We start from the raw sequence: 22,817 nt of genomic DNA, 5'->3' as shown, positions 1-22,817 counted from the left end.
TCGGTGCTCCTTGCCGTCAGCCCAGATGAGCCTCGTGGCGCAGCTTGTCGCCGGCCGGATTGACGGCTTCGCGCAGGAAGCCGAAACCGCTGCGGCGGTCGAGGCGGAACAAGGTATTGGTGACGTAAACGTCCTCGCGAATGCCGACCACCTCCACGACTTCACTGACGCAGCGGCGCCCGTCAGGCATGCGCGTCAACTGGATGATCACGTCGAGGGCGGCGCAGATCATCTGGCGCAGGGTGCGTTCGGCGATGGAGCGTCCGGTCAGGTCGACCAGTGTTTCCAAGCGCAACAGCGCATCCTGGGCGTTGTTGGCGTGCACGGTGCTCATCGAACCGTCGTGACCGGTGTTCATCGCGGTGAGGACGTCGACCACTTCGACGCCACGAATCTCGCCGAGGATGATCCGGTCAGGGCGCATCCGCAGGGCGTTGCGAATCAGGTCGCTGGCCTTCACTTCACCGTGGCCATCGGCATTCGGCGGCCGCGTTTCCAGGCGCACCACGTGCGGGTGACCGAGCTGCAATTCGGCGACGTCTTCGATGGTCACCAGACGCTCGTGCGGGTTGATCAACTGGCTGAGAATGTTCAACAGCGTGGTCTTGCCGGTGCCCGTGCCGCCGCTGATCAGGATGTTGCAGCGCTTGCCTACGGCGTCCTGGAAAAACTCGAAGATCGACAGGTCGATGGTTTGCATCGCCATCAGGTCGCTGCTCTTGAGCATGTCCTTGCGAAATTTACGGATCGACAGGCATGGACCGTCGAGGGCGATCGGCGGAATGATTGCGTTGACCCGGCTGCCATCCGGCAGGCGTGCATCGACCATCGGCGAAGACTCGTCGAGGCGCCGACCGAGCGGCGCGAGGATGCGCTGCATCACGCGTTCGACGTGATGCGCGTCGATAAACCGCAGGTCACTCTGGTGCAGTACACCGTCGCGTTCGATGAACACCCGGTGCGGGCCGTTGACCAGAATCTCGGTCACCGACTGATCGCGCAGCAACACTTCCAGCGGGCCGAAACCGGTGAGTTCGTCGACGATCTCTTCGGCCAGCCGTTCCATTTCGTAGCGGGAAATCGCCAGGTGCAAACGGGCGATGTATTCGGCGACTTTGTCGGTGACGAATTGCGCGAGCTGCTGGCGAGAACCTTCCAGCAGGTTTTTCCCGGACTCTTCGAGGGCGTCAATGATGTAGCGATGCAGGACCAGTTTCAGGCCTTCGTGATCGCTGTTGCCGACGCCACTGCGGGGCGCCGCACCGAAGAGTTTTTCTGCGCTCATGAGGTGCCTCGCAAGCGGTCGAACCAGGTCACTTTAGGTTTGGCCAGGCCTTCGGAACGTTTGGCCAGACGTTCGCCGAGGGCGCGCAGGCTCTGGGTGAGTTTTTCGCGCGGGGCCAGTTCGAACAGGCTCACGCCCTGGTTTTTCGCGTTCAGACGAACTTCCGGGGTGAGGGCCAGTGTGGCGATCACTTCCAGATTGAAGGTCTTGCCGAGGGTTTCCGAGTTGGGCGCGACATTGCTCAGGTAGCGGTCGATCAGCAGGCGCCCGTGGTCGAGCTTCATGCCTTTTTCCCGCCACAGATTGAGCACGGCGAGGTTGCGTCGGCAGTTGAGCACGTTCTGATCGGTGTACCAGAGCAACTTGTCGCAGTGGCTGACAAAGGTGCGCAAGGCTTCGCTGTCGGTCTGCCCGGTGAGGTTCACAACGATGTGCTGGAAGTGCTGGCGCAAGGCGCTGAGCAACATGTACAGCTCGGCGGCGCTGGTGTTTTCCAGCGGCTCGTCGTTGCTGGCGTAGGCGAGAATCCGCAGGCCGGCTTCGGCACTGGTGAAGGCGCTGTCGATCAGCGTGGCGTCGAGCCTGCGCAAGTGGCGCAAGGCATCGCCGAAGTGGAACGAACTTTCCAGCCCGAGCAGGGCGAGGCTGTCACCGCGCGGCAAACCGAGATCAAGCAACAAGGTTTGCTGACCGCTTTTTTGCACCACCAATGCCATGTGATTGGCCAGCAGTGCGCCGTCGGAACTGCTCTGCACGCCATACATCACCGTGAGGCCGCCCAATTGCGTATTCGGTGCCACGGGCGGCAGGCGTTTGCTCAAGCGCCGCACCAGCCCGGCGACTTCACTGGAGCGTGAACCGTAAGCGACAAAATCCCGGGCGCCGGCGCGCATCGCGTTGAGCACCAACTGATTGTCCATGCCGTCACCAAGGGCCACGATCGCCAGCATCGGTTTGGCCTCCAGCGCGCCTTCGATCAACGCGCTCTGGGCGACCACGTGCTCGCGATCAAGGCCGACGAACACCAGATTGGCAAAGGTCACGTCCACCAGCGCCAGCAGTTCATCAAGGCTGCCGCCACCGGCGCTGACCACTTGGCCCAACGGTGCGAGCGCGCCTTGCAGCCACTCCAGATCGGTGCTGTTGCGGGTGATGGCGAGAAAGGTCTGGCTCAGGCTCTGGCTCATTGCGATAACCCGCTGCGCTTGTCGAAGTTGCCGTTTTCAAGGAAGAACATGCGGTAGAAATTCGGATCGTAGTTACGCAGTTTTTCACCCGGTAGCGACGGCAGTTGCGCATCGGCGGCCAGTGGCTGGACCAGATGCGGGGTGACGATCATCAGCAGTTCGCGTTCTTCGCGCTTGATCTGCGAGCCTTTGAAAAACGCACCGAGCACCGGGATGTCGCCGAGGCCGGGAAACTTGTTCACTTGTGAGCTGTTGGTGGTGCTGATCAAGCCGCTGATGACGAAGCTTTCGCCATCGCCGAGTGACACGCTGGTGTCGGTGCGGCGGATGGTCAGGGCCGGCACAGTGGTGCCGGCAATCTGCACGGCGTTGCTGAAGTCCAGTTCGCTGACTTCCGGGGCGACCTTCAACGCAATGCGATCGCGGCCGATGATGGTCGGTGTCAGGGTCAGGCGGATACCGAATTCCTTGTATTCGATCGACACGCTGTCGCTACCGGAACTGGGCACCGGAATCGGAATTTCACCGCCGGCCAGAAAGCTTGCGCTCTGCCCGTTCAGTGCCACCAGACTTGGCCGCGCGAGGGTATAGGCGAAACCGCTGGTTTCCAGCGCATTGATGATCGCCATGGTCTTGCCGCCGACCCACGAGAAGTTGAACAGTGAGTTGTCCACCGGCAGGCGTGGCTGCGGCACACCATCAATCGGTGGCAGGGTGCCGGGCGAACCGAACAGAAAGTTGCCGCGCGTGCCGATCAGCGAGGCGGTGGCTTCCTTGAGTTTGGTCCGGCTGACTTCGACGAAACGAATGTCGGTCTGCACTTGCGACGGCAGGCTCGGGTCATCCGAGGGCAGGGTGGCGGTCATGGCGGCAGTGGCGGCGCCCTGAACAAAGACCATGCTTTGGCGCGGCTCGCTTGAACACGACGTCCAGACCATCAGGCTGGTGGCCCCGGGCGCAACGCCGGTGAGCAGAAAGGACGAACTGCCGTTGGCGTGCACGTCGGCGATTTTCGGATCGCCAATCGCCAGACGGGTGATCGCTACCGGCGACTGTACGTCCTGTTGAAAGCCTTCGCCGATTTCGATCACCGGCGGCATGCGCCCCAGTGCCGAACAATTGCCGACCGCCGCCAACGCGGCGTCCATCGACAGGCCCATCAGTAGCAGGGCGCGCAGCATGGATTTGAATGTCGGCGTGAAACGACTCTGCATGCCCTTGGATCCTTGCGCAGTCATGGGTTTTGTTGGGTGATCTGATTGCCGCGAATGATTTCCACGGCAGGCCTCGGGGCCGCGCCGGAACCGCCGCCGGTAGGCGCTTTCGGTCCAGCGCCCAAGGCCAGTTGGGTGAACTGGAAGAGTTGGCTGTTGGCGCTGCTCAGATGCTCCGGCGCCTGAGTTTCGCCGGCCCAGTATTTGGCCAGGCGTTGTTCTTCACTGCTGCGTACGGCCAGACGCAAGGTGCCGACTTGCGTTGCCAGCATCAGTCGGCTGAGCAGTTGTTCCGGCACCGCCAGCACCACGGTGCGCGCGGCGATGCGGCGTTGATCCTGTTTGAGTTTTTCCTCGGCGCTCAGGGCCGGCGAGGCGGGTTGGCCGTCGTTGGTCAGGCCGTATTGATCGCCGACACCCAGCACGCGCATGGCCGGTAAAACGATCTGTGCCGACTGTTCGAGGTTGCTGGAATCCTGGCGCAGGTAGAGCAAGACATCGACGTAATCCCCGGGGATCAGTTGCCCGGCCGCGCCGATCACTTCGTCGACCGCTACGGTGAGCGCGCGTTCATCGCTGTGAATCATGCGTGCCAGTGAGCCGCCGGCGGTGAAGCTTTCATCGTTCAGCCAGGTGCCGGCGCTGAGGTGCCGCCAGGGTGTGCGGCCGATGGCCTGATCGACATTGCTCAAGCTGCCAGCCGGTGCACTGCGCAGTTTTTCCACCGCTACATCGGCAGCGGTCAGCGCGGTAAAGGGTGGCACGTCGTGCAGCAGTACCACCACCGGTTGGCGGGCCTGGTCTTCGGCGATCGCGACAGTTTTTTCAACGGTGACGGCTGGGGCAACGGGGGCTTCGGCGACGGGTGCCGGTTGACGACTGAGCACCAGTCCCCAGTAACCGACAAAGATCGCTCCAAGCATAAGGATGGCTGCAAGGCCCATGGTGACGCGACTGTTCATGACGGCTCTCCCTTTCCTGCTGCACTACCCACCGCACTTGCTTACGAGAGAAGTTCCCAATCCGGCAGCTATGAACATGCAACTATTTCGCTATTTCCACGCTAGCTGATCCAAGCCAAAACGCCATTAGTGACAGGAAAATAACCCACTAAAGTATGAGTCTTGGCCAATTAACAGCAGCAATCGGCAACTTCGCGATGTGATTAATCCTTTGTGATTAATCCGTTCTTACAGTTGTTGGGTGGGGGTTTGTTGACAATGCTCAAATGGCACGGTGGTTCTTTGCCGTTGTAGTGACATCAGCGCCAGAGGCGCAAAGGAGCAGTCCTATGTTTCGCATGACTTTCGACTATCTAATGTCCAGAACCCGGGTGTTCATCAAGAACGAAGAAGGGGCTTCGGCGATCGAGTACGCCATTGTGGTGGCGATGGTCGCCGTCGTGGTTGTGGCATTCGTAACCCCTCTTGGCGATAGGGTGCTGGCGATCTTCAATAATATTTTGACGTCTCTTGATGGTACGGCTGTGACACGGCCGACGCCTTGAGTCATGGGAACGCTGCACCTGGCTGATATCGCACTACAATGGATTTTCCATTCAGCTTTCAGGTATTGCCTATGAACGCGTCTTCGCCGCAGCGCCAACAGTTGCTTCTGGTTGACGACGAGGAGGACGCGTTGCTGGAGCTGGCGGAGTTGCTGGAGGGTGAGGGGTTTACTTGTCATACCGCAACGTCGGTGAAGCTGGCGTTGCATCATCTGACGCGCCATCCCGATATTGCGTTGGTGATTACTGATTTGCGTATGCCGGAGGAGTCCGGGATGTCGTTGATCAAGCGGTTGCGTGAGCATACTTCTCGGCAGCATTTGCCGGTGATTGTGATGTCGGGGCATGCGGATATGGAAGACGTCAGTGATCTGTTGCGGTTGCAGGTGGTGGATCTGTTTCGCAAGCCGATTTATTACGTCAGGTTGTTGGAGACTCTGGATAATTTGTTTCCCAAGCCTCGGAGTAATGTGGCTGGGTGATTGGGGGGCATATCCGTTGCTGCGGGTGTGGCTGATTAGGGTTCCGCCCTTACGGCGGGTCACTTTTTCCAGACGCCGAAAAAGTAACCAAAAAGGCTTGCTCCTACGTGCGGCCCGCTCGCTGGGGCTCGGGGTTCCTTCGCTGCGGGATCGATCCGGGGGCAGCGCCTACGGTTTGCTTCGCTGCACCTCCTCTCGCTGTGTTTGGCTTCGCCAAACGGTCGCTACGCTCCCACCCCCGGATCAATCCCTCCACTCAGCCTTCCGACGTCGCCCGTGGATCAAGATCAAGAGCTGCAGCCGAGCTAACGCTCATCCTGTTGAGTGGTGAGGAGCGACGCGGTGCGAGGTGGGCTCACCGACCAAATTTCTCTCTGTATGCACCCAGTTCAACTGTGGGAGCGAGCTTGCTCGCGAAGGCGGCCTGCAAGCCGACCCATTTCTGCCGGTTGTACATTCCACCCGCCGCTGCTGAAGCCTCCTTGGTGTTTCAGCTTACAACTGGTAGCTGAAACTGATGCTGTACCGGGGCTTGCGATTGAACGTGTCCAGGGCTTCATCCGACATCGCCTTCGCCGCCTCCAGCGCAATGTTGTAGTACTTGGCATCGCCAAACCGTAGCCCGATTGCGGCCGATGACAGATTGTTGGCCTTTACCGGCAGTTCATTGAACCAGCTGCGCGAGCGGTCGAGCACCACGTACGGTTGCAGGATTCGCACCCAGTTGCCGTCGCGGTTGAAGCTGTAGTTGACCTCGTACGCTACGCCCCAGCCCTTGTCGCCGGACGCTTGATCGTCGGGATAACCGCGACCGAAGTTCTGCCCGCCGAACACCGCGCGTTCGCTGTCTGGCAGGGTGTCGTCGCTCCAGTACAGCGCGGCCGACAGCACGCCTTGCCAGTTATCGAGGAACTTGTCGCTCTGCACGCCAGACAGGCGCAGGCGAAAGAAGTCGAGGTCGATGGCGTTGTTGTTGGTTTTCGCGCCCATGCTGTCGACGCCTTGGTACACACCGCCACTGAGGATGCGCAGTTGGCGGGCATCGGCCTTGCGCCAGTCGCTCTCGAAGGCGAGGGCGCGGATGTCGGTTCGTTCTTCGACACTCAGCGGGAAGCCGATCACCTTGTAGCGGGTCTTGTCGTTGACCGCGTAAAGCCTTGAGCCGGCCGTCAGCAGTTCGTTGGAAGCGGCAATCAGCGGCAGGGTGAAACCGATCGAGTAGCGGTCGTTTTCGCGGTGCGGTTTGAGTTGCAGGCCATTGTCGAGCAGGACATTGGTGCCGGGGTCAGCACGGTAGCGTGAAGCAGACAGCGCCAGTTGCGCGCCCTCGTCATTGAGGAACTGGTTGTAGTCGAGGCGGTAGTAATGTTCGTGATCATCACCCGGTGGAAACAGACCGCTGAGGGTCAGTTGTTCGCCCATCGAGGTTTGCGAATTGCTACTGACGCCGAGCAAAGCCTGGGTGCCGTTGCGGTTGTCTTCGGTGGTGCTCAGCGTACTGGTGAAGGGTTTGCGACTGGCCTGGGCGACCAGCGTTGTCGCGCCGTCTGTGGTACCGGGCGGTGGTACCTGGGCCTGGATCGTTACGCCGGGGATGCGCGTCATCAGCGTGGTGTAGCGCTCGAACGTCTTGCGGGTCAGCGGCCGTTCGGCCTGGATCTTCGCCGCCAGTTTGTCGAGCAGGGCTTTGACCCGACCGACATCGCCCTCGATCTGGATATCGCGCACGTAGCCTTCCACCAGCACCACGCGCGCTACGCCGTCATTGAAATTTTGCTGCGGCAAGAACGCGTAGGACAGCAGGTAGCCGTCCTGCTGATAGCGTCGAGTGATGCTGCGCGTGGCCTCGATCAGTTCGGCGAGCGTGGCTTGGCGGCCGATCAGGGGTTTGTAGATTTCGGCGAGTTCGTTGAGCGGGTAAAGGGTTCCGCCTTCGATCTGCACGGTTTGCAAATTGATCTTGGTCTCCATCAACAGTGGTTGCGCAGCGGCGGCACCGGCGTCCGGCACTTGCACGGGCGTGGCGCTCGGGCGATAGGCGTCGGCGGGCAGGTTCGGCACCGGCAGGTTGCGGATGGTTTCGTTGCTGTTGAGAAAACTGGGCAGGGTGTCGGCGAGGGCGGCGGAACTGAGACTGAGGAACAGCAGGGATGCCATTACGCGCATAGGACACTCCATGGTCAGATCACAGCACTGGGCTGAATTCTCCTAAGAAAAAAGGCGGAAGACTCGTGGGAATCTTCCGCCCTCAACCAAGCGTAGGCGCTGTAGGTGAGGCCGTCGAATCGGCCAGGTGCAATTTAGCGTTTGTTGCCCCCCAGGGTATTAGTCAGACCACCGAGTACACCGCCCAGACCGCCACCGGTGGCAGCTCCGCTGGTACCCCCGTTGACCAGTCCACCGACGGCGGCAACGGTGCCGCCCACGTTGCTGACCAGACCACCGACCGCTGTGGTGACCGGATTGTTGGTCGCGGCAATGGTGTTGCCGATACTGCTGACCGCACCGCCAACCTGGCCGGTGAGACCGGCGACGGGTGCTCCGATACCGGTCGCTGCGCCGAGTTGTTGGGTCACGTTGGTCACAGCGCTGGTGACCGGATTCAGACCCGTGCCCAAGGTGGCGCCAACCGTGGCCAGAGGTGAGGTGGTTGCGGTGATCGGGGTGCCCGAACCGCCAAGTACGGTGTTGAGCGAAGCCACGGTATTACCCAGGCCGACAGCGGTAACGCCGCCTGCGCTGACCACGCCATTGGTATTGCCGGCATTCAGGCCTGCGCCGACGTTGACCACGGCACCGCCGACGGTTTGCAGCAGGCCAGTACCACCGAGGCCGCCGCCCAGACCACCACCCACACCGCCAGTACCCGAGCCGGTGCCGTTGGACACCAGACCACCAGCCTTGCCGACCGCGGTGCCGGTATCGCTCAACGCGCCGCCGAGGGTGTTGGTCAAGGCATTGCCGTTACCCGCATCGGTGACCTTGCCGCCCAGGGTGTTCACCGCGCCGCCGACTTGCGAGATCGCGCCTTTGAGTGGATCGCCGAGCCCGGTGGCAGTGCCGAGTTTGTCGGTGGTGCTTTCGACCATTGCGATCACGGGAACCAGACTACCGCCGACTTTGTTCGTCAGTTGGCTGGTCGGGCCGTTGGTCAGCGTGGTGTCGAGGGTATTGCCGAGCATGGTGACTTTCTCGCCGACACCGTCAAGCAGCGGCGCGACTTTGGTCACAACACCGCCCACCACCGGAACGCTGCCGGTCGCGGTTGCCAGTTTGCCGCTGAGATCAGAGACACCGTTGCCCACATCGGTCACCACACCGCCGACCGAAGCGACGGTGGTGGTCAGGCCTTTAGGGTCGGTCGCCAGCTTGCCTACGCCATTGGCGACACCGTCACCCAAGGTGCTGACGACATTGCCGGCGGTGTTGGCCGCACTTTGTACAACGCCACCGACAACAGGAACGCTGCTCAGCGAGTCACCGATCTGGCCAACGCCATCGCCGACGCCAGCGACGGTATTACCGACATCCTGCACCAGTGTGGTGGTCACCAACGGTGTGGTGGTTGGATTGGTCGGGTTGGTGGGATCGGTCGGATCTGTCGGGTTGGTTGGATTGGTCGGATCGGTGCCACCTGTACCACCGGTTCCGCCAGTACCACCTGTGTTACCGGTTCCGCCAGTGCCGCCAGTGCCCGCAGTATCACCGGTGCCCCCCGTACCGCCAGTACCCGAGGTGCCGCCAGTGCCGGCGGTGCCGTCCGCCGCGGAACTGCCGGAACTGCTTTTATGACCGCCACCACCGCTGCTGCACCCGGTGAGGTCAAGGGAGAGAATCAATGCCAGAGCGATTGCCGATTTGCACCATACGCCTTGAGTTTTCATGATCGTAATTCCTTGCACCTGTCACAACGTTCGTTGACTTCGATGGCTCGCCGATCTGTCGTCGGTGATGCCTTCGACCGTTGTGCTCAATCTCAGTCCAGGGGCGGGTTTCAGGCCATTCTCAAGTTGGTATTAACGCCTTTATATAGAGGGCGAAATTCAGCGCCTAAGGACTAATACCCACGATATAGCCGCACAAAAAAAGGCCTTGATAATCAAGGCCCGGGTTTTTTCAGTGGAAGGGGCAAGGACGGCGGAAACTTAAGTTATATACACACAATTAACGGTGTCCCGCGAGCTCAGGCAATGGGTTGCCACTGCCCGACCATGTGTTCGAGGTCTTGTGCACCGATCAGCCGCAACTCACCACTGGACCCCGCCGCACTCGCCAGCAAGGTCACTTCACTGGGCAGGCGCACCGGTTTACGAAAGTGCACGGCGATCTCGAGGTTGGCCTTGGGCAAATGATCGCCCAGCGCCGCGAGCGTTCGCGCCTTGTTCCACAAACCATGGGCGATGGCTGTTGGAAAACCGAACAGCTTGGCGCTGGCTGCACTCAGGTGAATCGGGTTGTAGTCTCCGGAGACTTTGGCGTATTGCCGACCGATATCGGCCGGGGCTTTCCAGCGCGCCACCTCCACCAATGATTGCGAGGGCTCCCAGGTCTGCTCGACAGCCTCGCCCTCAAGCTTCACCCCCCGACAGAGCATCTGGCTTTCGGCTTCCCACAACGGCCCGAGCTGGTCATCCAGCGTGGTCAGCAGATCGAACGTTGCACCTTTGGGATGCGCTTGCAGATTTGTCACGCGCACGCTCACTTGCGCCCGACCGATTCCGCCCATCGGTCGCAACACGCGAATGCGGTTGCTCAGATGAATCAACCCCAACAGAGGAAACGGAAACTCCCTGGCGGTGAGCAATTGCATCTGCAAGGCAAAGGCGAGGACATGCGGATACGTCGGCGGCAACAGACCGTCATCGGTGAATCCGCAGACCTTGCGATAGGCCGCCAAGCGTTTGCCATCGACATCGACCCAACAGCGCAAACCACTGTCGGGCAACCGGGTACCGGTGATTTTCCGTCGCGTCGCCGCCCGTGCATACAGCCCGGGCAGACTCGGCTCGCGATCCAGCGTATGCCATTCGATGCTCATGCCTAAGCCCCCAGAACACTTTGTCCACAGACCCGCAGCGCTTGCCCGGTAAACGCGCCGGTGCCCGGCTGCGCCAGCCACGCGACCGCTTCGGCGACGTCTTGCGGCAGGCCGCCCTGACCGAGCGAACTCATGCGCCGCCCGGCCTCACGCAGGCCGAACGGAATGTGTGCGGTCATCTGCGTTTCGATAAAACCAGGGGCGACGGCGTTGATGCTGATACCACGTTCCAGCAGCGTCGGCGCCCAGGCTTGCGCCAGACCGATCAGCCCGGCCTTGCTCGCGGCGTAGTTGGTTTGCCCACGGTTACCGGCAATGCCGCTGATCGAGGCCAGCAAAATCACCCGCGCGTTGTCGTGCAGCGTGCCGCTGTCGAGCAGCGCTTTGGTCAGCACTTGCGGCGCGTTGAGGTTGACAGCCAGCACCGCGTCCCAGAATTCCGGGGTCATGTTGGCCAGGGTTTTGTCACGGGTGATGCCGGCGTTGTGCACCAGAATATCGAGGCCATCAGGCAGTTGTTCAATCAACTGTGTGGCGGCGTCGGTAGCGCAGATATCCAGGGTGATCGCTCGGCCACCGAGGCGGGCGGCGAGGGCTTCCAGATCGGTCTTGGCCGGCGGGACATCGAGCAGGATCACGTCGGCGCCATCGCGCGCCAGGGTTTCAGCGATGGACGCACCGATGCCGCGCGCCGCGCCGGTGACCAATGCCTTGCGCCCGGCCAGCGGGCGCGTCCAGTCACTCACTGGCGTCGCACAAGCGGTCAGGCGAATCACCTGTCCGGACACAAACGCACTTTTCGGCGAGAGGAAAAACCGCAGCGGGCCTTCCAGCTGATCTTCCGCGCCTTCGCCGACATAGATCAGTTGCAGCGTGCCGCCGCTGCGCAGTTCTTTGGCCAGCGAACGTGAAAACCCTTCCAGCGCGCGCTGTGCGCTGGCGGCAAACGGATCACTTAGGGTTTCCGGCGCGCGACCGAGAATCACCAGATGGGCGCTGTGGTCGAGGTTTTTCATCAGCGGCTGGAAGAATTCGCGCAGCTGTTTGAGCTGGTCGGTGTGCAGCAATTCGCTGGCGTCGAACACCACGGCTTTGAGTTTCGGGCCGTGGCCGGGAATCCATTCAGTCGCGGTCGTCGGTTGCTCGCCGTAGCGGTAAATACTCTCGGTCAAACGGTTGGCGAAAGCGCCGACGCGTTCGGCCAGCGGCCCGCCGCCGATCAGCAGCGCACCTTCCACCGGCCGCAGGCGCCCGGCCTGCCAGCGTTCCAGTCGCACCGGCGACGGCAGGCCCAGCGCCCCGACCAGACGATGGCCGATGGACGAGTTGGCGAAGTCGATATAGCGGTCAGACATGGAACGCTCTCCAGAAGTTGGGGTTCAAAGTGTGGACTGTCGATGGCAATCAATCGTTCGATTAACGCAATAAGGCCTACGCTTGAACAGCAGAGTAGTTTGCCCCCGGCGTTTGTGTTGCCGAACGCACATTCATAAACACAGCTGACCCCCTGTAGGAGTGAGCCTGCTCGCGATAGCGGTGTATCAGTCAAGAAATGTTTATCTGACCCACCGCTATCGCGAGCAGGCTCACTCCTACAAGGGATTGGCGTGAATTCAGACCTTTGGAAAAGGAGTTATTCATGAGTCAGCTGCGCCGCGTCGCGATCATTGGTGGTAACCGTATCCCGTTCGCCCGCTCCAACGGGCCGTACGCTACGGCCAGCAATCAGGCAATGCTCACCGCCGCCCTCGAAGGCCTGATCGAACGCTATAACCTGCACGGCCAGCGCATCGGCGAAGTGGTGGCGGGCGCGGTGCTGAAATTGTCACGAGATATGAGCCTGACCCGTGAATGCGTGCTCGGCTCGCGTCTGTCACCGGCGACTCCCGCCTACGACATTCAGCAAGCCTGCGGCACCGGCCTGGAAGCGGCGATCCTGGTGGCGAACAAAATCGCCCTCGGTCAGATCGAGAGCGGCATTGCTGGCGGCGTCGACACCACCTCGGACGCGCCGATCAGTGTCAGCGAAGGCCTGCGCAAAATTCTCCTGCAAGCCAACCGCGCCAAGACCACCGGCGACAAGCTGAAAACCTTTCTGCAACTGCGGCCCAAACATCTGATTCCGGATTTTCCACGCATCGGCGAACCACGCACTGGGCTTTCGATGGGCCAGCACTGTGAATTGATGGCGCAGACCTGGCAGATCCCGCGTGAAGAGCAGGATCAACTGACCCTCGAAAGCCACCAAAAACTGGCTGCGTCTTACAGCGAAGGCTGGCACAACGACTTGATGACGCCGTTCCTTGGTCTGACCCGCGACAACAATTTGCGTCCGGACCTGACCCTGGAAAAACTCGCGACGCTGAAACCGGCGTTTGAAAAAAGCGCCAAAGGTACGCTGACGGCGGGCAACTCCACGCCGCTGACCGATGGCGCGTCTGTGGTGCTGCTCGGCAGTGAAGAGTGGGCCAAGGAGCGCGGCTTGCCGATCCTCGCGTATTTGCGCGATGGCGAAGCGGCGGCGGTGGATTTCGTCAACGGTGCGGAAGGGCTGCTGATGGCGCCGGTGTACGCCGTGCCGCGATTGCTCGCACGCAACGGCCTGACCTTGCAGGACTTCGACTACTACGAAATTCACGAAGCGTTTGCGGCGCAGGTGCTGTGCACACTGAAGGCTTGGGAAGATCCCGAATACTGTAAAACCCGCCTGGGACTCGACGCGCCGCTGGGCTCGATCGATCGCAGCCGACTCAATGTGAAGGGCAGTTCGCTGGCGGCCGGGCATCCGTTTGCTGCGACTGGCGGGCGTATCGTGGCGAACCTGGCGAAGTTGCTGGACGCGGCGGGCAAGGGCCGGGGTCTGATCTCGATTTGCGCGGCGGGCGGGCAAGGCGTCACCGCTATCATCGAACGCTAACGCTAGAAGAGCCCCTCACCCTAACCCTCTCCCAGAGGGAGAGGGGACTGATTGGGGGATGTTTGAGGTGATCGAGCTTTACCGAATCCATAATCGACGGTGTTTAACTCAGATGGTTAGCCCAATCCATAATCGACGCGGTATTTCAGGTCGATGTATAACGTCAGACACCTCACCCCAGCCCTCTCCCTCCGGGAGAGGGCTGGGGTGAGGGTAAAAGGGCTAAAACCGCAGATGTCAGATTCTGTCGCAAATGCCCTCAACGGCCGATACCAACAAACAGGCAAGGCTCGGCTATGATTCGCAGCGGTCGATTTTTCGGCACAGTGTGTGCATTCACAGGTTCACAGGTCGGCAACCCCTCCCCGTGATGCGAGGATTGCCGTATAACGAGTGACATTCGCGTGTTTGGTAATAAAGGACCCACAATAAAAGCTGATGAAGACTCCAAAACGCATTGAACCCCTGATCGAGGACGGTCTGGTCGACGAAGTGCTGCGCCCACTGATGAGTGGTAAAGAAGCAGCTGTTTATGTGGTGCGCTGCGGCAATCAGTTACGTTGCGCAAAGGTCTACAAGGAGGCGAACAAACGCAGTTTCCGCCAGGCGGCCGAGTATCAGGAAGGCCGCAAGGTGCGCAACAGCCGACAGGCTCGCGCAATGGCAAAAGGCTCCAAGTTCGGTCGCAAAGAGACCGAAGATGCTTGGCAGAACGCCGAAGTGGCGGCGCTGTTCCGTCTGGCCGGCGCCGGCGTGCGGGTACCCAAGCCGTATGACTTCCTCGACGGCGTGCTGTTGATGGAGCTGGTGGCCGACGAATTCGGCGACGCCGCGCCGCGTCTGAACGACGTGGTGCTGGAGCCGGATCAGGCGCGCGAGTATCACGCGTTCCTGATTTCGCAGATCGTGCTGATGTTGTGTACCGGTCTGGTGCACGGTGACCTCTCGGAGTTCAACGTGCTGCTGACGCCGACCGGCCCGGTCATCATTGACCTGCCGCAGGCCGTCGACGCTGCCGGTAACAACCACGCGTTCAGCATGCTGGAGCGGGATGTCGGCAACATGGCTTCGTACTTCGGTCGCTTTGCGCCGGAATTGAAGCTGACCAAGTACGCCAAGGAAATGTGGGCGTTGTACGAAGCCGGCACTTTGCACCCGAACAGTGTGCTGACCGGTGAGTTCGATGATCCGGAAGACCTGGCCGACGTTGGCGGGGTGTTGCGCGAGATCGAAGCGGCGCGCCTCGACGAGGAACGCAAGCAGGCCATCCGTGCGGCGGACGACGAGCCGAAAGGCAAGTCCGAAGAACCACCGCCACCACCGTGGATGCAGTGATTGCTTGATGAGAAACCCGGCTTCGGCCGGGTTTTTTGTTTGGTTTCGAAATGCACCCTCACCCCAGCCCTCCCGAAACGTCGGACCGCCCAGAGGGAGAGGGGGCCGACCGAGGTCTCTTGCGTCATACATCGACCTGAAACACCGGGTCGATTATGGATTCGACGAAAAACGTTCAGATCGGTGTACCCCCAAATATCCCCCAATCAGTTCCCTCTCCCCCTGGGAGAGGGTTAGGGTGAGGGGCCTCTTTCGGATCCCCGCAAATTCACGTCTACTGTCCACCGCCCCAACCACACTCAAGGACTGAATGTGACCACCCCCCGCAACACCCGCCTGATCGTCACTGCCCGACTGATCTCCGATTTCGGCGCCTTCCTCAACATGGTCGCGCTGGCCACCTACGTCTACCTGCTGAGCAACAGCGCCATGAGCGTCGGGATTTTCCTCGCCAGCCGCGTGGGCGGGGGGATATTTGCCAGCCTGATCGGCACCGCGTTTTACCGCCGTTGCAGTGGACGTGCACCGCTGATCGCGTTCGATCTGCTGCGCGCCAGTGTGCTGGGTCTGTTATTGATTGTGCCCGTCAGCCAGCAAGCCATGCTGTTGCCGGTGATTGCCTTCGGCCTGGGCCTGGGCAACTCGATGTTCGCCATCGGCCTCAACAGCCAGTTGCCGCGTCTGATCCCTGCTGATCAATTGCTCAAGGCCAACGCCTGGATCACTTCGGCCTCATCCGGCGCGATGGTCGCTGGCAGTCTGGTGTCGGGTTTGCTGGTGGCGGGTTTTGGCTTTGAAACGGTGTTCGCACTGAATGCACTGACCTATTTGCTGGCAGCGTTATTGATCGTGCCGCTGCGTTTCGAACCCACGACCGTCAACGATGAACCCGAACGGGGCGAATGGACAGCACTCAAGCAAGGCCTGCGTTCGGCACCGGTGATTGCCGCGATGCTTGCGGTGACGATGGCCGACACGTTGGGCAGCGCTGCGCACAACGTCGGCTTTCCGATTATTTCCAAACTGCTCACACCGGATTCTGCGAGCACCACACTGGGGCTGATGCTCGCGGTGTGGGCCAGCGGCAAACTGCTGGGCGCGCGAATCGCCAGTCGTCTCAAGGGCTCGGACAACAGCCATCTGGAACGGCGGTTTTTCTTCGGCGTGGCGCTGATGTCCTGCGGCTTCATCCTGATGTTCCAGCAACACAGCCTCTACGGTCTGCTGCTGTTTTCATTGCCGGCGGGCCTCGGTGACGGCTTTTCCGAAGTCGGGTTGATGTCGCGGCTGCAGCGCGAACCCGAGCAGTTGCGCCTGCCAGTTTTCAGCGTGCTGACCTTGCTGCAAATGACCGGGTTCGGCATCGGTATGCTCATCGCCGCGCCGTTCTACGGGTGGTGGACGCCGGGCGCCGTGGTCATGCTGTTTCACGGCATTCCCCTCGGCACATTGCTCGCGGTGAAAGTCCTGGCACTCAGGCGCGGGCGGGTTGTGCGCAGCAGCCCGACGCCAGTTCCTTGAGGATCGGGCAGTCGGGGCGGTGGTCGCCGTTACAGTGCTCGACGAGGTCTTGCAGAGTGTCGCGCAACTCGCCGAGTTCGCGGATCTTCTGATTCAACTCGTCTATGTGCTGGCGCGCCAACGCCTTCACATCGGCGCTGGCGCGTTGGCGATCCTGCCAGAGGGTCAACAGTTTGCCGACCTCTTCCAGGGAAAAGCCGAGATCCCGCGAGCGCTTGATGAATGCCAGCGTGTGCAGGTCATCGTCACGGTAGACCCGATAACCGCTGTCGGTGCGATGGGCGGCTTTGAGCAGGCCGATCGACTCGTAGTAACGGATCATTTTCGCGCTGAGGCCACTGTGTTTGGCCGCTTGACCGATGTTCATCGGTGCTCCTCCAGATCCTTGGGTTTCCAGGTTTTCAACAGTAGCGCATTGCTCACCACGCTGACGCTCGACAGCGCCATCGCCGCACCGGCCAGCACCGGATTAAGGAAGCCGAACGCCGCCAGCGGAATGCCGATCAGGTTGTAGACGAAGGCCCAGAACAGGTTCTGGCGGATCTTCGCATAAGTCTTGCGGCTGATTTCCAGTGCCGCCGGCACCAGCCGTGGATCGCCGCGCATCAGGGTAATGCCCGCCGCGTGCATGGCGACGTCGGTGCCGCCGCCCATGGCGATACCGATGTCGGCAGCGGCGAGGGCCGGGGCGTCGTTGATGCCGTCACCGACCATGGCGACCACGCCGGTTTTCTTCAGCTCGCTGACGGTGGCGGCTTTGTCCGCCGGCAGCACTTCGGCGTGGACGTTGCTGATGCCCAGCGCTTCGGCGACCACACGTGCGCTGCCACGGTTGTCGCCAGTCAGCAGATGGCTGTGAATATTGCGGGCAGCAAGTTGTTGCACGGCTTCAAGTGCGCCGGGTTTCAAGGTGTCACCGAAGGCGAACAAGCCGAGTACTTTTTGCTCAGGACTTTGCTCGATCAACCACGACAACGTGCGGCCTTCGGTTTCCCAGGCGCTGGCGGATTCGGCAAGGTCTCCAGCGCTCAAGCCGCTTTCGTCCAGCAAGCGCCGATTGCCCAGCGCCAGACGCCGGCCGTCGAGATTGCCGGCAATGCCGCGACCGGTCAGCGACTGGCTGTCGCTGACATCTGGCACGTTCAGACCTCGTTCAGCAGCCGCATCCAACACTGCTTTGGCCAGTGGGTGTTCACTGCCGCGTTGCAGGGCGCCGGCCAGTTTCAGCAGCGCGTCTTCATCACCATCCACTGCACTGAAATGGGCGATACGCGGTGTGCCAGAGGTCAGCGTGCCGGTCTTGTCGAAGGCCACGCTGCTAACTTCATGGGCGCGTTCCAGCGCTTCGGCGTCCTTGATCAGAATGCCGTGACGCGCCGCTACGCCGGTGCCGGCCATGATCGCCGTCGGCGTGGCAAGGCCCAATGCACACGGGCAGGCGATGACCAGCACCGCGACGGCGTTGATCAACGCGGTCTCCATCGGTGCGCCGTAGAGCCACCAGCCGATCAGTGTCGCCAACGCTAAAACCAGCACGGTGGGCACGAATACCTGACTGACTTTATCCACGAGTTTCTGGATCGGCGCTTTGGCGGCTTGGGCGTCTTCTACCAGACGAATAATCCGTGCCAGAACGGTTTCCGCACCGAGCGCCTGGGTGCGCACCAGCAAGCGACCCTCGCCATTGATCGCGCCGCCGGTGACCTTGTTCCCCGGTTGTTTCGGCACCGGCAGACTCTCGCCGCTGATCAGTGCTTCGTCGGCATGACTCTGGCCCTCGATGACTTCGCCATCGACCGGGAAACGTTCGCCGGGTTTGACCAGCACCAGATCGTTGAGGCGCAACGCGCTGATGGCGACATCCTGCTCGCGGCCGTCGATCACTTGAATCGCCCGCTCCGGACGCAACGCTTCCAGCGCGCGGATGGCGCTGGCGGTCTGGCGTTTGGCGCGGCTCTCCAGGTATTTGCCGAGCAGTACCAGGGCAATGACCACCGCCGACGCTTCGAAATACAGATGCGGCATGCGCCCGGCAGCGGTGGCCCATTCGTAAAGGCTCAAGCCGTAACCGGCACTGGTGCCGAGGGCGACCAGCAAGTCCATGTTGCCCGCTCCGGCACGCACGGCTTTCCACGCGGCGACATAGAAACGTGCACCGAAAATGAACTGCACCGGCGTGGCGAGGGCGAATTGCGCCCAGGCAGGGAGCATCCAGTGGATGCCGAACGGTTGCAGCAACATCGGCGCCACCAGCGGCAGAGCCAGGGCGATCGCGCAGATCAGCGCCCAGCGTTCATGTTTCAGCTTCTGTTGCTGGTTATCGGTTTGTGGGTGTTCGGCTTGCCAGATGCTGGCCGAATAACCGGCCTTGCTCACGGCGTCGAGCAGGGTTTGCGGATCGACCTGGCCGAGCAATTCGAGGTGGGCGCGTTCGTTGGCGAGGTTGACGCTGACGCTTTTCACTCCGGGGACTTTGTTTAGCGCACGCTCGACGCGACCGACGCAGGACGCGCAGGTCATGCCTTCGATATTCAATTCGATAGTCTGCTGCGGGACGCTGTAACCGGCACGTTCGACCGCGTCCATCAACGCCGGCAGACTGTCGCCCGGCGCTTGCACACGGGCCTGCTCGGTGGCGAGATTGACGCTGACGGCACTGGCGCCGCTGACTTTGCTCAAGGCCCGCTCGACACGCCCGGCACAACTGGCGCAGGTCATGCCGGCAATCGGCAGGTCGAAAGTGATGGAATCGGACATCGGTCGTACTCCCTGTAGTAGATACCTACAAGGATCAACCTTGCCATGCGGGCAAGGTCAAGCGCCATTCTTTGACGCGCCGCAAAACCAACTGTGGGAGCGAGCCTGCTCGCGAAAGCGGTGGGTCAGTCAACATCATCGCTGAATGACACACCGTATTCGCGAGCAGGCTCGCTCCCACAGGTTTGTATTTGCTTAATAGCCGAGATCGGCGCGCTTCAGGTACACGCCTTCCTGTGTCATCGCGATCCGGTACTTCTGCACATCGCCCGCCTGCAGTTTTATTTCCTGCGAACCCGGTGCGAGCAAGCCCGGATTGCAACCCGGTACCTGCCCCGGCAGTAGTTTCAGACGCAGCGATACAGTGCCCGGTGGCAGGTTGAAAGACGTGCTCTGTTCCTGAAACAGGCGCGCCGACAGCTGATCCTGGATATACACACCGATTTCGCAGGAGGTTGCCACTTCCAGGCGCTCGCGGGAGATGATCAGAACGCCGTAATCCTCACCAGCGGCTTGCACTGTAGGAACGGCGGCAAAGAGACTGAGAAAGCCAAACAGGCTGAAAGCTGACCAGCGCATGGCTGAATCTCCTGAATCGAGTCATTGATGTACGCAGCTTGGCCGAGCGCGGCGCCGATTGCCAGCCCGGCAGTTTATTGAAGAACTTGACCTTGCCATCGTGGCAAGCTCGAAACTGCCGGCAACCTCACTCAAAGGAGTCATTCCATGCAAGTGTTCAACGTTCAAGGCATGTCCTGCGGTCACTGCGTCAAAGCCATCACCAGCGCAGTTCAGGCCAAAGATCCGGCGGCCAGTGTGCGGGTCGATCTGGCGGCGAAAGAGGTAGGCGTTGAGAGTGCGTTGACCAGCGATCAGGTCATCGAGGCGATCAGCGAAGAAGGCTACGCAGTGAAACTCGTCTGAAGTTTTATAGTTAGCGAGCTATCGGAATGTTCAAGGCGTCCGGGCGCGGCTAGACTGTCGGGCTGCCGACTTGCCAACCTGGATGCCTGATGAACTTCCGTACCATTCTGATTCTCGGTGCCTTGACCGCCTTCGGGCCCTTGGCGATCGACTTCTATTTACCTGCCTTTCCCTCGATGGCGCTGGCGTTCGGCACCGATGAGAAACACGTGCAGATGACGCTGGCGGCGTATTTCGCCGGGTTGTCGATTGGCCAACTGGCTTATGGCCCGGTGGCGGATCGCTTTGGCCGACGCATTCCATTACTGGTCGGTCTCACGCTGTTCACCCTGGCATCCCTGGCCTGTGCTTATGCGCCAAATCTGGAATGGTTGATCGGCGCGCGTTTCGTCCAGGCACTTGGAGGCTGTGCAGGGATGGTGATTTCCCGGGCGGTGGTCAGCGACAAATGCGACGCGGTGGGCTCGGCGAAAGTCTTCTCGCAATTGATGCTGGTGATGGGCCTGGCGCCGATTCTGGCGCCGATGCTCGGCGGTCTGCTGGTCAACACCACCGGCTGGCAGTCGATTTTCCTGGTGCTGACCGGGTTCAGCGCGCTGGCCGGTTTGGCCGTGGCGCTGGGCCTGCCGGAAAGTATGCCGGCGCACATGCCTCGCCAGCCGTTGTCCGGCGCGCTGCGTCAGTACGGTCGCTTGCTCAAGGACCGGGTTTACCTCGGCCATGCTCTGACTGGCGGCATCGCCATCGCCGGGATGTTTGCCTACATCGCCGGTTCGCCGTTTATCTTCATCAAACTGTATGGCGTGCCGGCCGAGCATTTCGGCTGGCTGTTCGGCACCAACGCGGCGGGGTTCATTCTGGTGGCGCAGGTCAACGCGCGGATGTTGGCCAAGCGCGGCCCGGCGTTCCTGTTGTCGCGGGCAGTGTGGGTGTATTTCGCTGCCGGGCTAGCGTTGCTCGCGGTCAGCGCAATGCACACCGAATCCTTGTGGCCGCTGCTGATTCCCCTGTTCATCTGCGTATCGAGCCTGGGTTGCATCAGCCCGAATGCCGCTGCCTGCGCGATGAACGGTCAGGGCGCACGGGCCGGCAGTGCTTCGGCACTGCTCGGCTGCATGCAATTCAGTGTCGCCGCTGGTGCTTCGGCGCTAGTGGGGGTGTTGCACGACGGCACCGCCGTGCCGATGGCAATAGTCATCAGCCTGTGCGGTTTGCTGGTGGTGTGCGTGGCGCTGCTCACCCGCCGTCTGCAGAATGCCCGGGCACTGGCGCAAGCTCAGGCCGAGGCATAAATAACCTCAGCCGGCGGCGCGCTGCTGGCTGCGGTCGGGAATCTGATGGGGCGCGCAAAGTCGCGCTTCGAGGGTGCGGGTGAAGGCCAGTGCTTCGGCTTCACTGCGGAATGTCACGGCGTGTTGGTCCAGACGAACCTGCCATTGAGACTTTGCCACTTCTTTTATCAGGATCTTCATTGCTGACCTCCCTTGCGTAAAAGATGTATCGCAGAGGCTTCGATTGTAGACCTGAATACGATCGCAATTGTGACAACGGTCAAGCATCGGACTGACGGCAAAAAACCTCCGGCAGCCCCTGTAGGAGCTGCCGAAGGCTGCGATCTTTTGATCTTAGAAACCTTCTAAAACAATTTTCCCCTTGGCTTTGCCACTTTCCAGCAACTCATGGGCGCGGCGCAGGTTCGCCGCATTGATCGTGCCGAAATGCTCGCCCACCGTAGTCTTCAAGGTTCCGGCATCAATCAGCTCCGCCACGCGATTGAGCAGTTTGTGCTGCTCGATCATGTCCGGCGTTTCGAACAGCGAGCGGGTGTACATGAACTCCCAGTGCAGCGACAGGCTTTTGCGCTTGAGTTTGCTTACGTCCAGCGACTTCGGATCATCGATCAATGCCAGTTTGCCCTGCGGCGCCAAGGCTTCGACCAATTGATCGAGGTGCTGATCGGTCTGGGTCAGGCTGGCGACGTGAGTCACGCTGTCGATCCCGGCGCGCTTGAGCTCTTCGCTCAGCGGCTGGCTGTGATCGATGACCAGATCGGCGCCCAGCTCTTTGACCCAATCGCGGGTCTGCTCGCGGGAAGCGGTGCCGATCACCTTCAGGCCTGTCAGTTGTTTGGCCAATTGCGTGAGGATCGAGCCAACCCCGCCGGCGGCACCGACGATCAGCAGGCTCTGATCTTCGTTGGTTTTGCTTTCGCGGATCTGCAGGCGTTCGAACAACAATTCCCACGCGGTGATCGCGGTCAGTGGCAGTGCGGCAGCGTCGGCAAAACCGAGGGATTTCGGCATATGGCCGACGATGCGTTCATCCACCACGTGCAGTTCGCTGTTACCGCCGGCACGGGCGATGGAGCCGGCGTAAAAGACCTTGTCGCCGGTCTTGAACAATGTCACTTCGCTGCCAACAGCCTTGACCACACCGGCGACGTCCCAGCCCAGCACTTTCGCCGCGCCGTTTTCCGGCGCCACGTTCTGCCGAACTTTGGTGTCGACCGGGTTGACCGAGATGGCTTTGACTTCCACCAGCACGTCGCGCGGGCCGGCGACCGGTTCTGGCAGTTCGATGTCTTGCAGGGATTGGGCGTCGCTGATCGGCAAGGAAGCGTAATAGGCGATGGCTTTCATGAATGGCTCCG

20 protein-coding genes and 1 pseudogene are annotated in these 22,817 nt (G+C 61.1%); 8 read left to right on the top strand and 13 right to left on the bottom strand.

The window, feature by feature from the left end:
* Window positions 1-16 precede the first annotated feature (16 nt).
* The 4 genes from ACOYXE_RS19215 to cpaB are packed head-to-tail and all read right to left on the bottom strand — an operon-like array spanning window position 17 to window position 4,648.
* Window positions 17-1,285, bottom strand: a complete 1,269-nt coding sequence (locus tag ACOYXE_RS19215; RefSeq protein WP_460926446.1) for a CpaF family protein — start codon at window positions 1,283-1,285, stop codon at window positions 17-19.
* The gene (locus ACOYXE_RS19210; RefSeq protein WP_160055516.1) at window positions 1,282-2,472 is read right to left on the bottom strand and encodes a pilus assembly protein; all 1,191 of its coding nucleotides are present in this window, start codon (window positions 2,470-2,472) and stop codon (window positions 1,282-1,284) included. The genes ACOYXE_RS19215 and ACOYXE_RS19210 overlap by 4 nt, the downstream gene beginning before the upstream one ends.
* A complete protein-coding gene (locus ACOYXE_RS19205; RefSeq protein WP_460926445.1) occupies window positions 2,469-3,686 on the bottom strand; it encodes a type II and III secretion system protein family protein in 1,218 nt (405 codons plus the stop codon). The genes ACOYXE_RS19210 and ACOYXE_RS19205 overlap by 4 nt, the downstream gene beginning before the upstream one ends.
* A 20-nt stretch (window positions 3,687-3,706) precedes the next feature.
* Window positions 3,707-4,648 (bottom strand): Flp pilus assembly protein CpaB, encoded by a 942-nt coding sequence (cpaB, locus tag ACOYXE_RS19200; RefSeq protein WP_110721137.1) that lies wholly within the window; start codon window positions 4,646-4,648, stop codon window positions 3,707-3,709.
* 338 nt (window positions 4,649-4,986) lie between these two features.
* Between cpaB and ACOYXE_RS19195 the strand changes: the two genes are divergently transcribed.
* Both ACOYXE_RS19195 and ACOYXE_RS19190 read left to right on the top strand, forming a co-directional pair.
* Window positions 4,987-5,193: a Flp family type IVb pilin gene (locus ACOYXE_RS19195; protein ID WP_405124240.1), complete on the top strand. Its 207-nt coding sequence runs from the start codon at window positions 4,987-4,989 to the stop codon at window positions 5,191-5,193.
* A gap of 71 nt (window positions 5,194-5,264) precedes the next feature.
* Complete coding sequence (locus tag ACOYXE_RS19190) at window positions 5,265-5,675, top strand: response regulator (protein WP_405122379.1); 411 nt, start codon at window positions 5,265-5,267, stop codon at window positions 5,673-5,675.
* Window positions 5,676-6,170: 495 nt separating this feature from the next.
* Here ACOYXE_RS19190 and ACOYXE_RS19185 read toward each other — a convergent pair whose 3' ends face one another.
* The 4 genes from ACOYXE_RS19185 to ACOYXE_RS19170 all read right to left on the bottom strand — a co-directional run bounded on the left by ACOYXE_RS19185 (window position 6,171) and on the right by ACOYXE_RS19170 (window position 12,068).
* The gene (locus ACOYXE_RS19185; RefSeq protein WP_460926444.1) at window positions 6,171-7,841 is read right to left on the bottom strand and encodes a ShlB/FhaC/HecB family hemolysin secretion/activation protein; all 1,671 of its coding nucleotides are present in this window, start codon (window positions 7,839-7,841) and stop codon (window positions 6,171-6,173) included.
* 134 nt (window positions 7,842-7,975) lie between these two features.
* Window positions 7,976-9,559, bottom strand: coding sequence for a collagen-like triple helix repeat-containing protein (locus ACOYXE_RS19180; RefSeq protein ID WP_460926443.1), 1,584 nt, complete (start codon window positions 9,557-9,559; stop codon window positions 7,976-7,978).
* Window positions 9,560-9,858: 299 nt separating this feature from the next.
* The gene (locus ACOYXE_RS19175) at window positions 9,859-10,713 is read right to left on the bottom strand and encodes a MaoC family dehydratase (RefSeq protein ID WP_160055530.1); all 855 of its coding nucleotides are present in this window, start codon (window positions 10,711-10,713) and stop codon (window positions 9,859-9,861) included.
* Between the two features lie 2 nt (window positions 10,714-10,715).
* Window positions 10,716-12,068 carry a 3-oxoacyl-ACP reductase gene (locus ACOYXE_RS19170; protein WP_460926442.1) on the bottom strand — a complete coding sequence of 451 codons (1,353 nt, stop codon included), beginning with the start codon at window positions 12,066-12,068 and terminating at the stop codon, window positions 10,716-10,718.
* A gap of 284 nt (window positions 12,069-12,352) precedes the next feature.
* Between ACOYXE_RS19170 and ACOYXE_RS19165 the strand changes: the two genes are divergently transcribed.
* The 3 genes from ACOYXE_RS19165 to ACOYXE_RS19155 all read left to right on the top strand — a co-directional run bounded on the left by ACOYXE_RS19165 (window position 12,353) and on the right by ACOYXE_RS19155 (window position 16,486).
* Entirely contained in the window at window positions 12,353-13,630 is a 1,278-nt protein-coding gene (locus ACOYXE_RS19165) for an acetyl-CoA C-acetyltransferase (protein ID WP_160055534.1), read from the top strand.
* 438 nt (window positions 13,631-14,068) lie between these two features.
* A complete protein-coding gene (locus ACOYXE_RS19160) occupies window positions 14,069-14,965 on the top strand; it encodes a PA4780 family RIO1-like protein kinase (protein ID WP_160055536.1) in 897 nt (298 codons plus the stop codon).
* Window positions 14,966-15,277: 312 nt separating this feature from the next.
* A complete protein-coding gene (locus tag ACOYXE_RS19155; protein WP_160055538.1) occupies window positions 15,278-16,486 on the top strand; it encodes an MFS transporter in 1,209 nt (402 codons plus the stop codon).
* Here the strand turns inward: ACOYXE_RS19155 and cueR are convergent.
* The gene (cueR, locus tag ACOYXE_RS19150; RefSeq protein WP_160055540.1) at window positions 16,440-16,853 is read right to left on the bottom strand and encodes a Cu(I)-responsive transcriptional regulator; all 414 of its coding nucleotides are present in this window, start codon (window positions 16,851-16,853) and stop codon (window positions 16,440-16,442) included. The genes ACOYXE_RS19155 and cueR overlap by 47 nt on opposite strands.
* Window positions 16,850-19,243 (bottom strand): heavy metal translocating P-type ATPase, encoded by a 2,394-nt coding sequence (locus ACOYXE_RS19145; RefSeq protein WP_460926440.1) that lies wholly within the window; start codon window positions 19,241-19,243, stop codon window positions 16,850-16,852. The genes cueR and ACOYXE_RS19145 overlap by 4 nt, the downstream gene beginning before the upstream one ends.
* A 93-nt stretch (window positions 19,244-19,336) precedes the next feature.
* On the opposite strand from ACOYXE_RS19145, the pseudogene ACOYXE_RS19140 reads away from it, so the two are divergent.
* Window positions 19,337-19,429: pseudogene (locus ACOYXE_RS19140) on the top strand (metal ABC transporter ATP-binding protein); the annotation flags it as partial.
* A 9-nt stretch (window positions 19,430-19,438) separates the two neighbouring features.
* Here the strand turns inward: ACOYXE_RS19140 and ACOYXE_RS19135 are convergent.
* On the bottom strand, window positions 19,439-19,822 hold the full coding sequence (locus ACOYXE_RS19135) for a hypothetical protein (RefSeq protein ID WP_160055544.1): 384 nt from the start codon (window positions 19,820-19,822) through the stop codon (window positions 19,439-19,441).
* A 147-nt stretch (window positions 19,823-19,969) separates the two neighbouring features.
* On the opposite strand from ACOYXE_RS19135, the gene ACOYXE_RS19130 reads away from it, so the two are divergent.
* Both ACOYXE_RS19130 and ACOYXE_RS19125 read left to right on the top strand, forming a co-directional pair.
* On the top strand, window positions 19,970-20,167 hold the full coding sequence (locus ACOYXE_RS19130; RefSeq protein WP_160055546.1) for a cation transporter: 198 nt from the start codon (window positions 19,970-19,972) through the stop codon (window positions 20,165-20,167).
* 89 nt (window positions 20,168-20,256) lie between these two features.
* Entirely contained in the window at window positions 20,257-21,459 is a 1,203-nt protein-coding gene (locus ACOYXE_RS19125; RefSeq protein WP_007914685.1) for a multidrug effflux MFS transporter, read from the top strand.
* A gap of 6 nt (window positions 21,460-21,465) precedes the next feature.
* Here the strand turns inward: ACOYXE_RS19125 and ACOYXE_RS19120 are convergent, their stop codons facing one another.
* Window positions 21,466-21,639 (bottom strand): hypothetical protein, encoded by a 174-nt coding sequence (locus tag ACOYXE_RS19120; protein ID WP_007914687.1) that lies wholly within the window; start codon window positions 21,637-21,639, stop codon window positions 21,466-21,468.
* A 153-nt stretch (window positions 21,640-21,792) separates the two neighbouring features.
* Window positions 21,793-22,806, bottom strand: coding sequence for a zinc-binding alcohol dehydrogenase family protein (locus ACOYXE_RS19115; protein ID WP_160055548.1), 1,014 nt, complete (start codon window positions 22,804-22,806; stop codon window positions 21,793-21,795).
* Window positions 22,807-22,817 lie beyond the last annotated feature (11 nt).

Source organism: Pseudomonas sp. MC6 (genome assembly GCF_054790575.1).
This window is presented reverse-complemented; position numbering and strand designations above follow the sequence as displayed.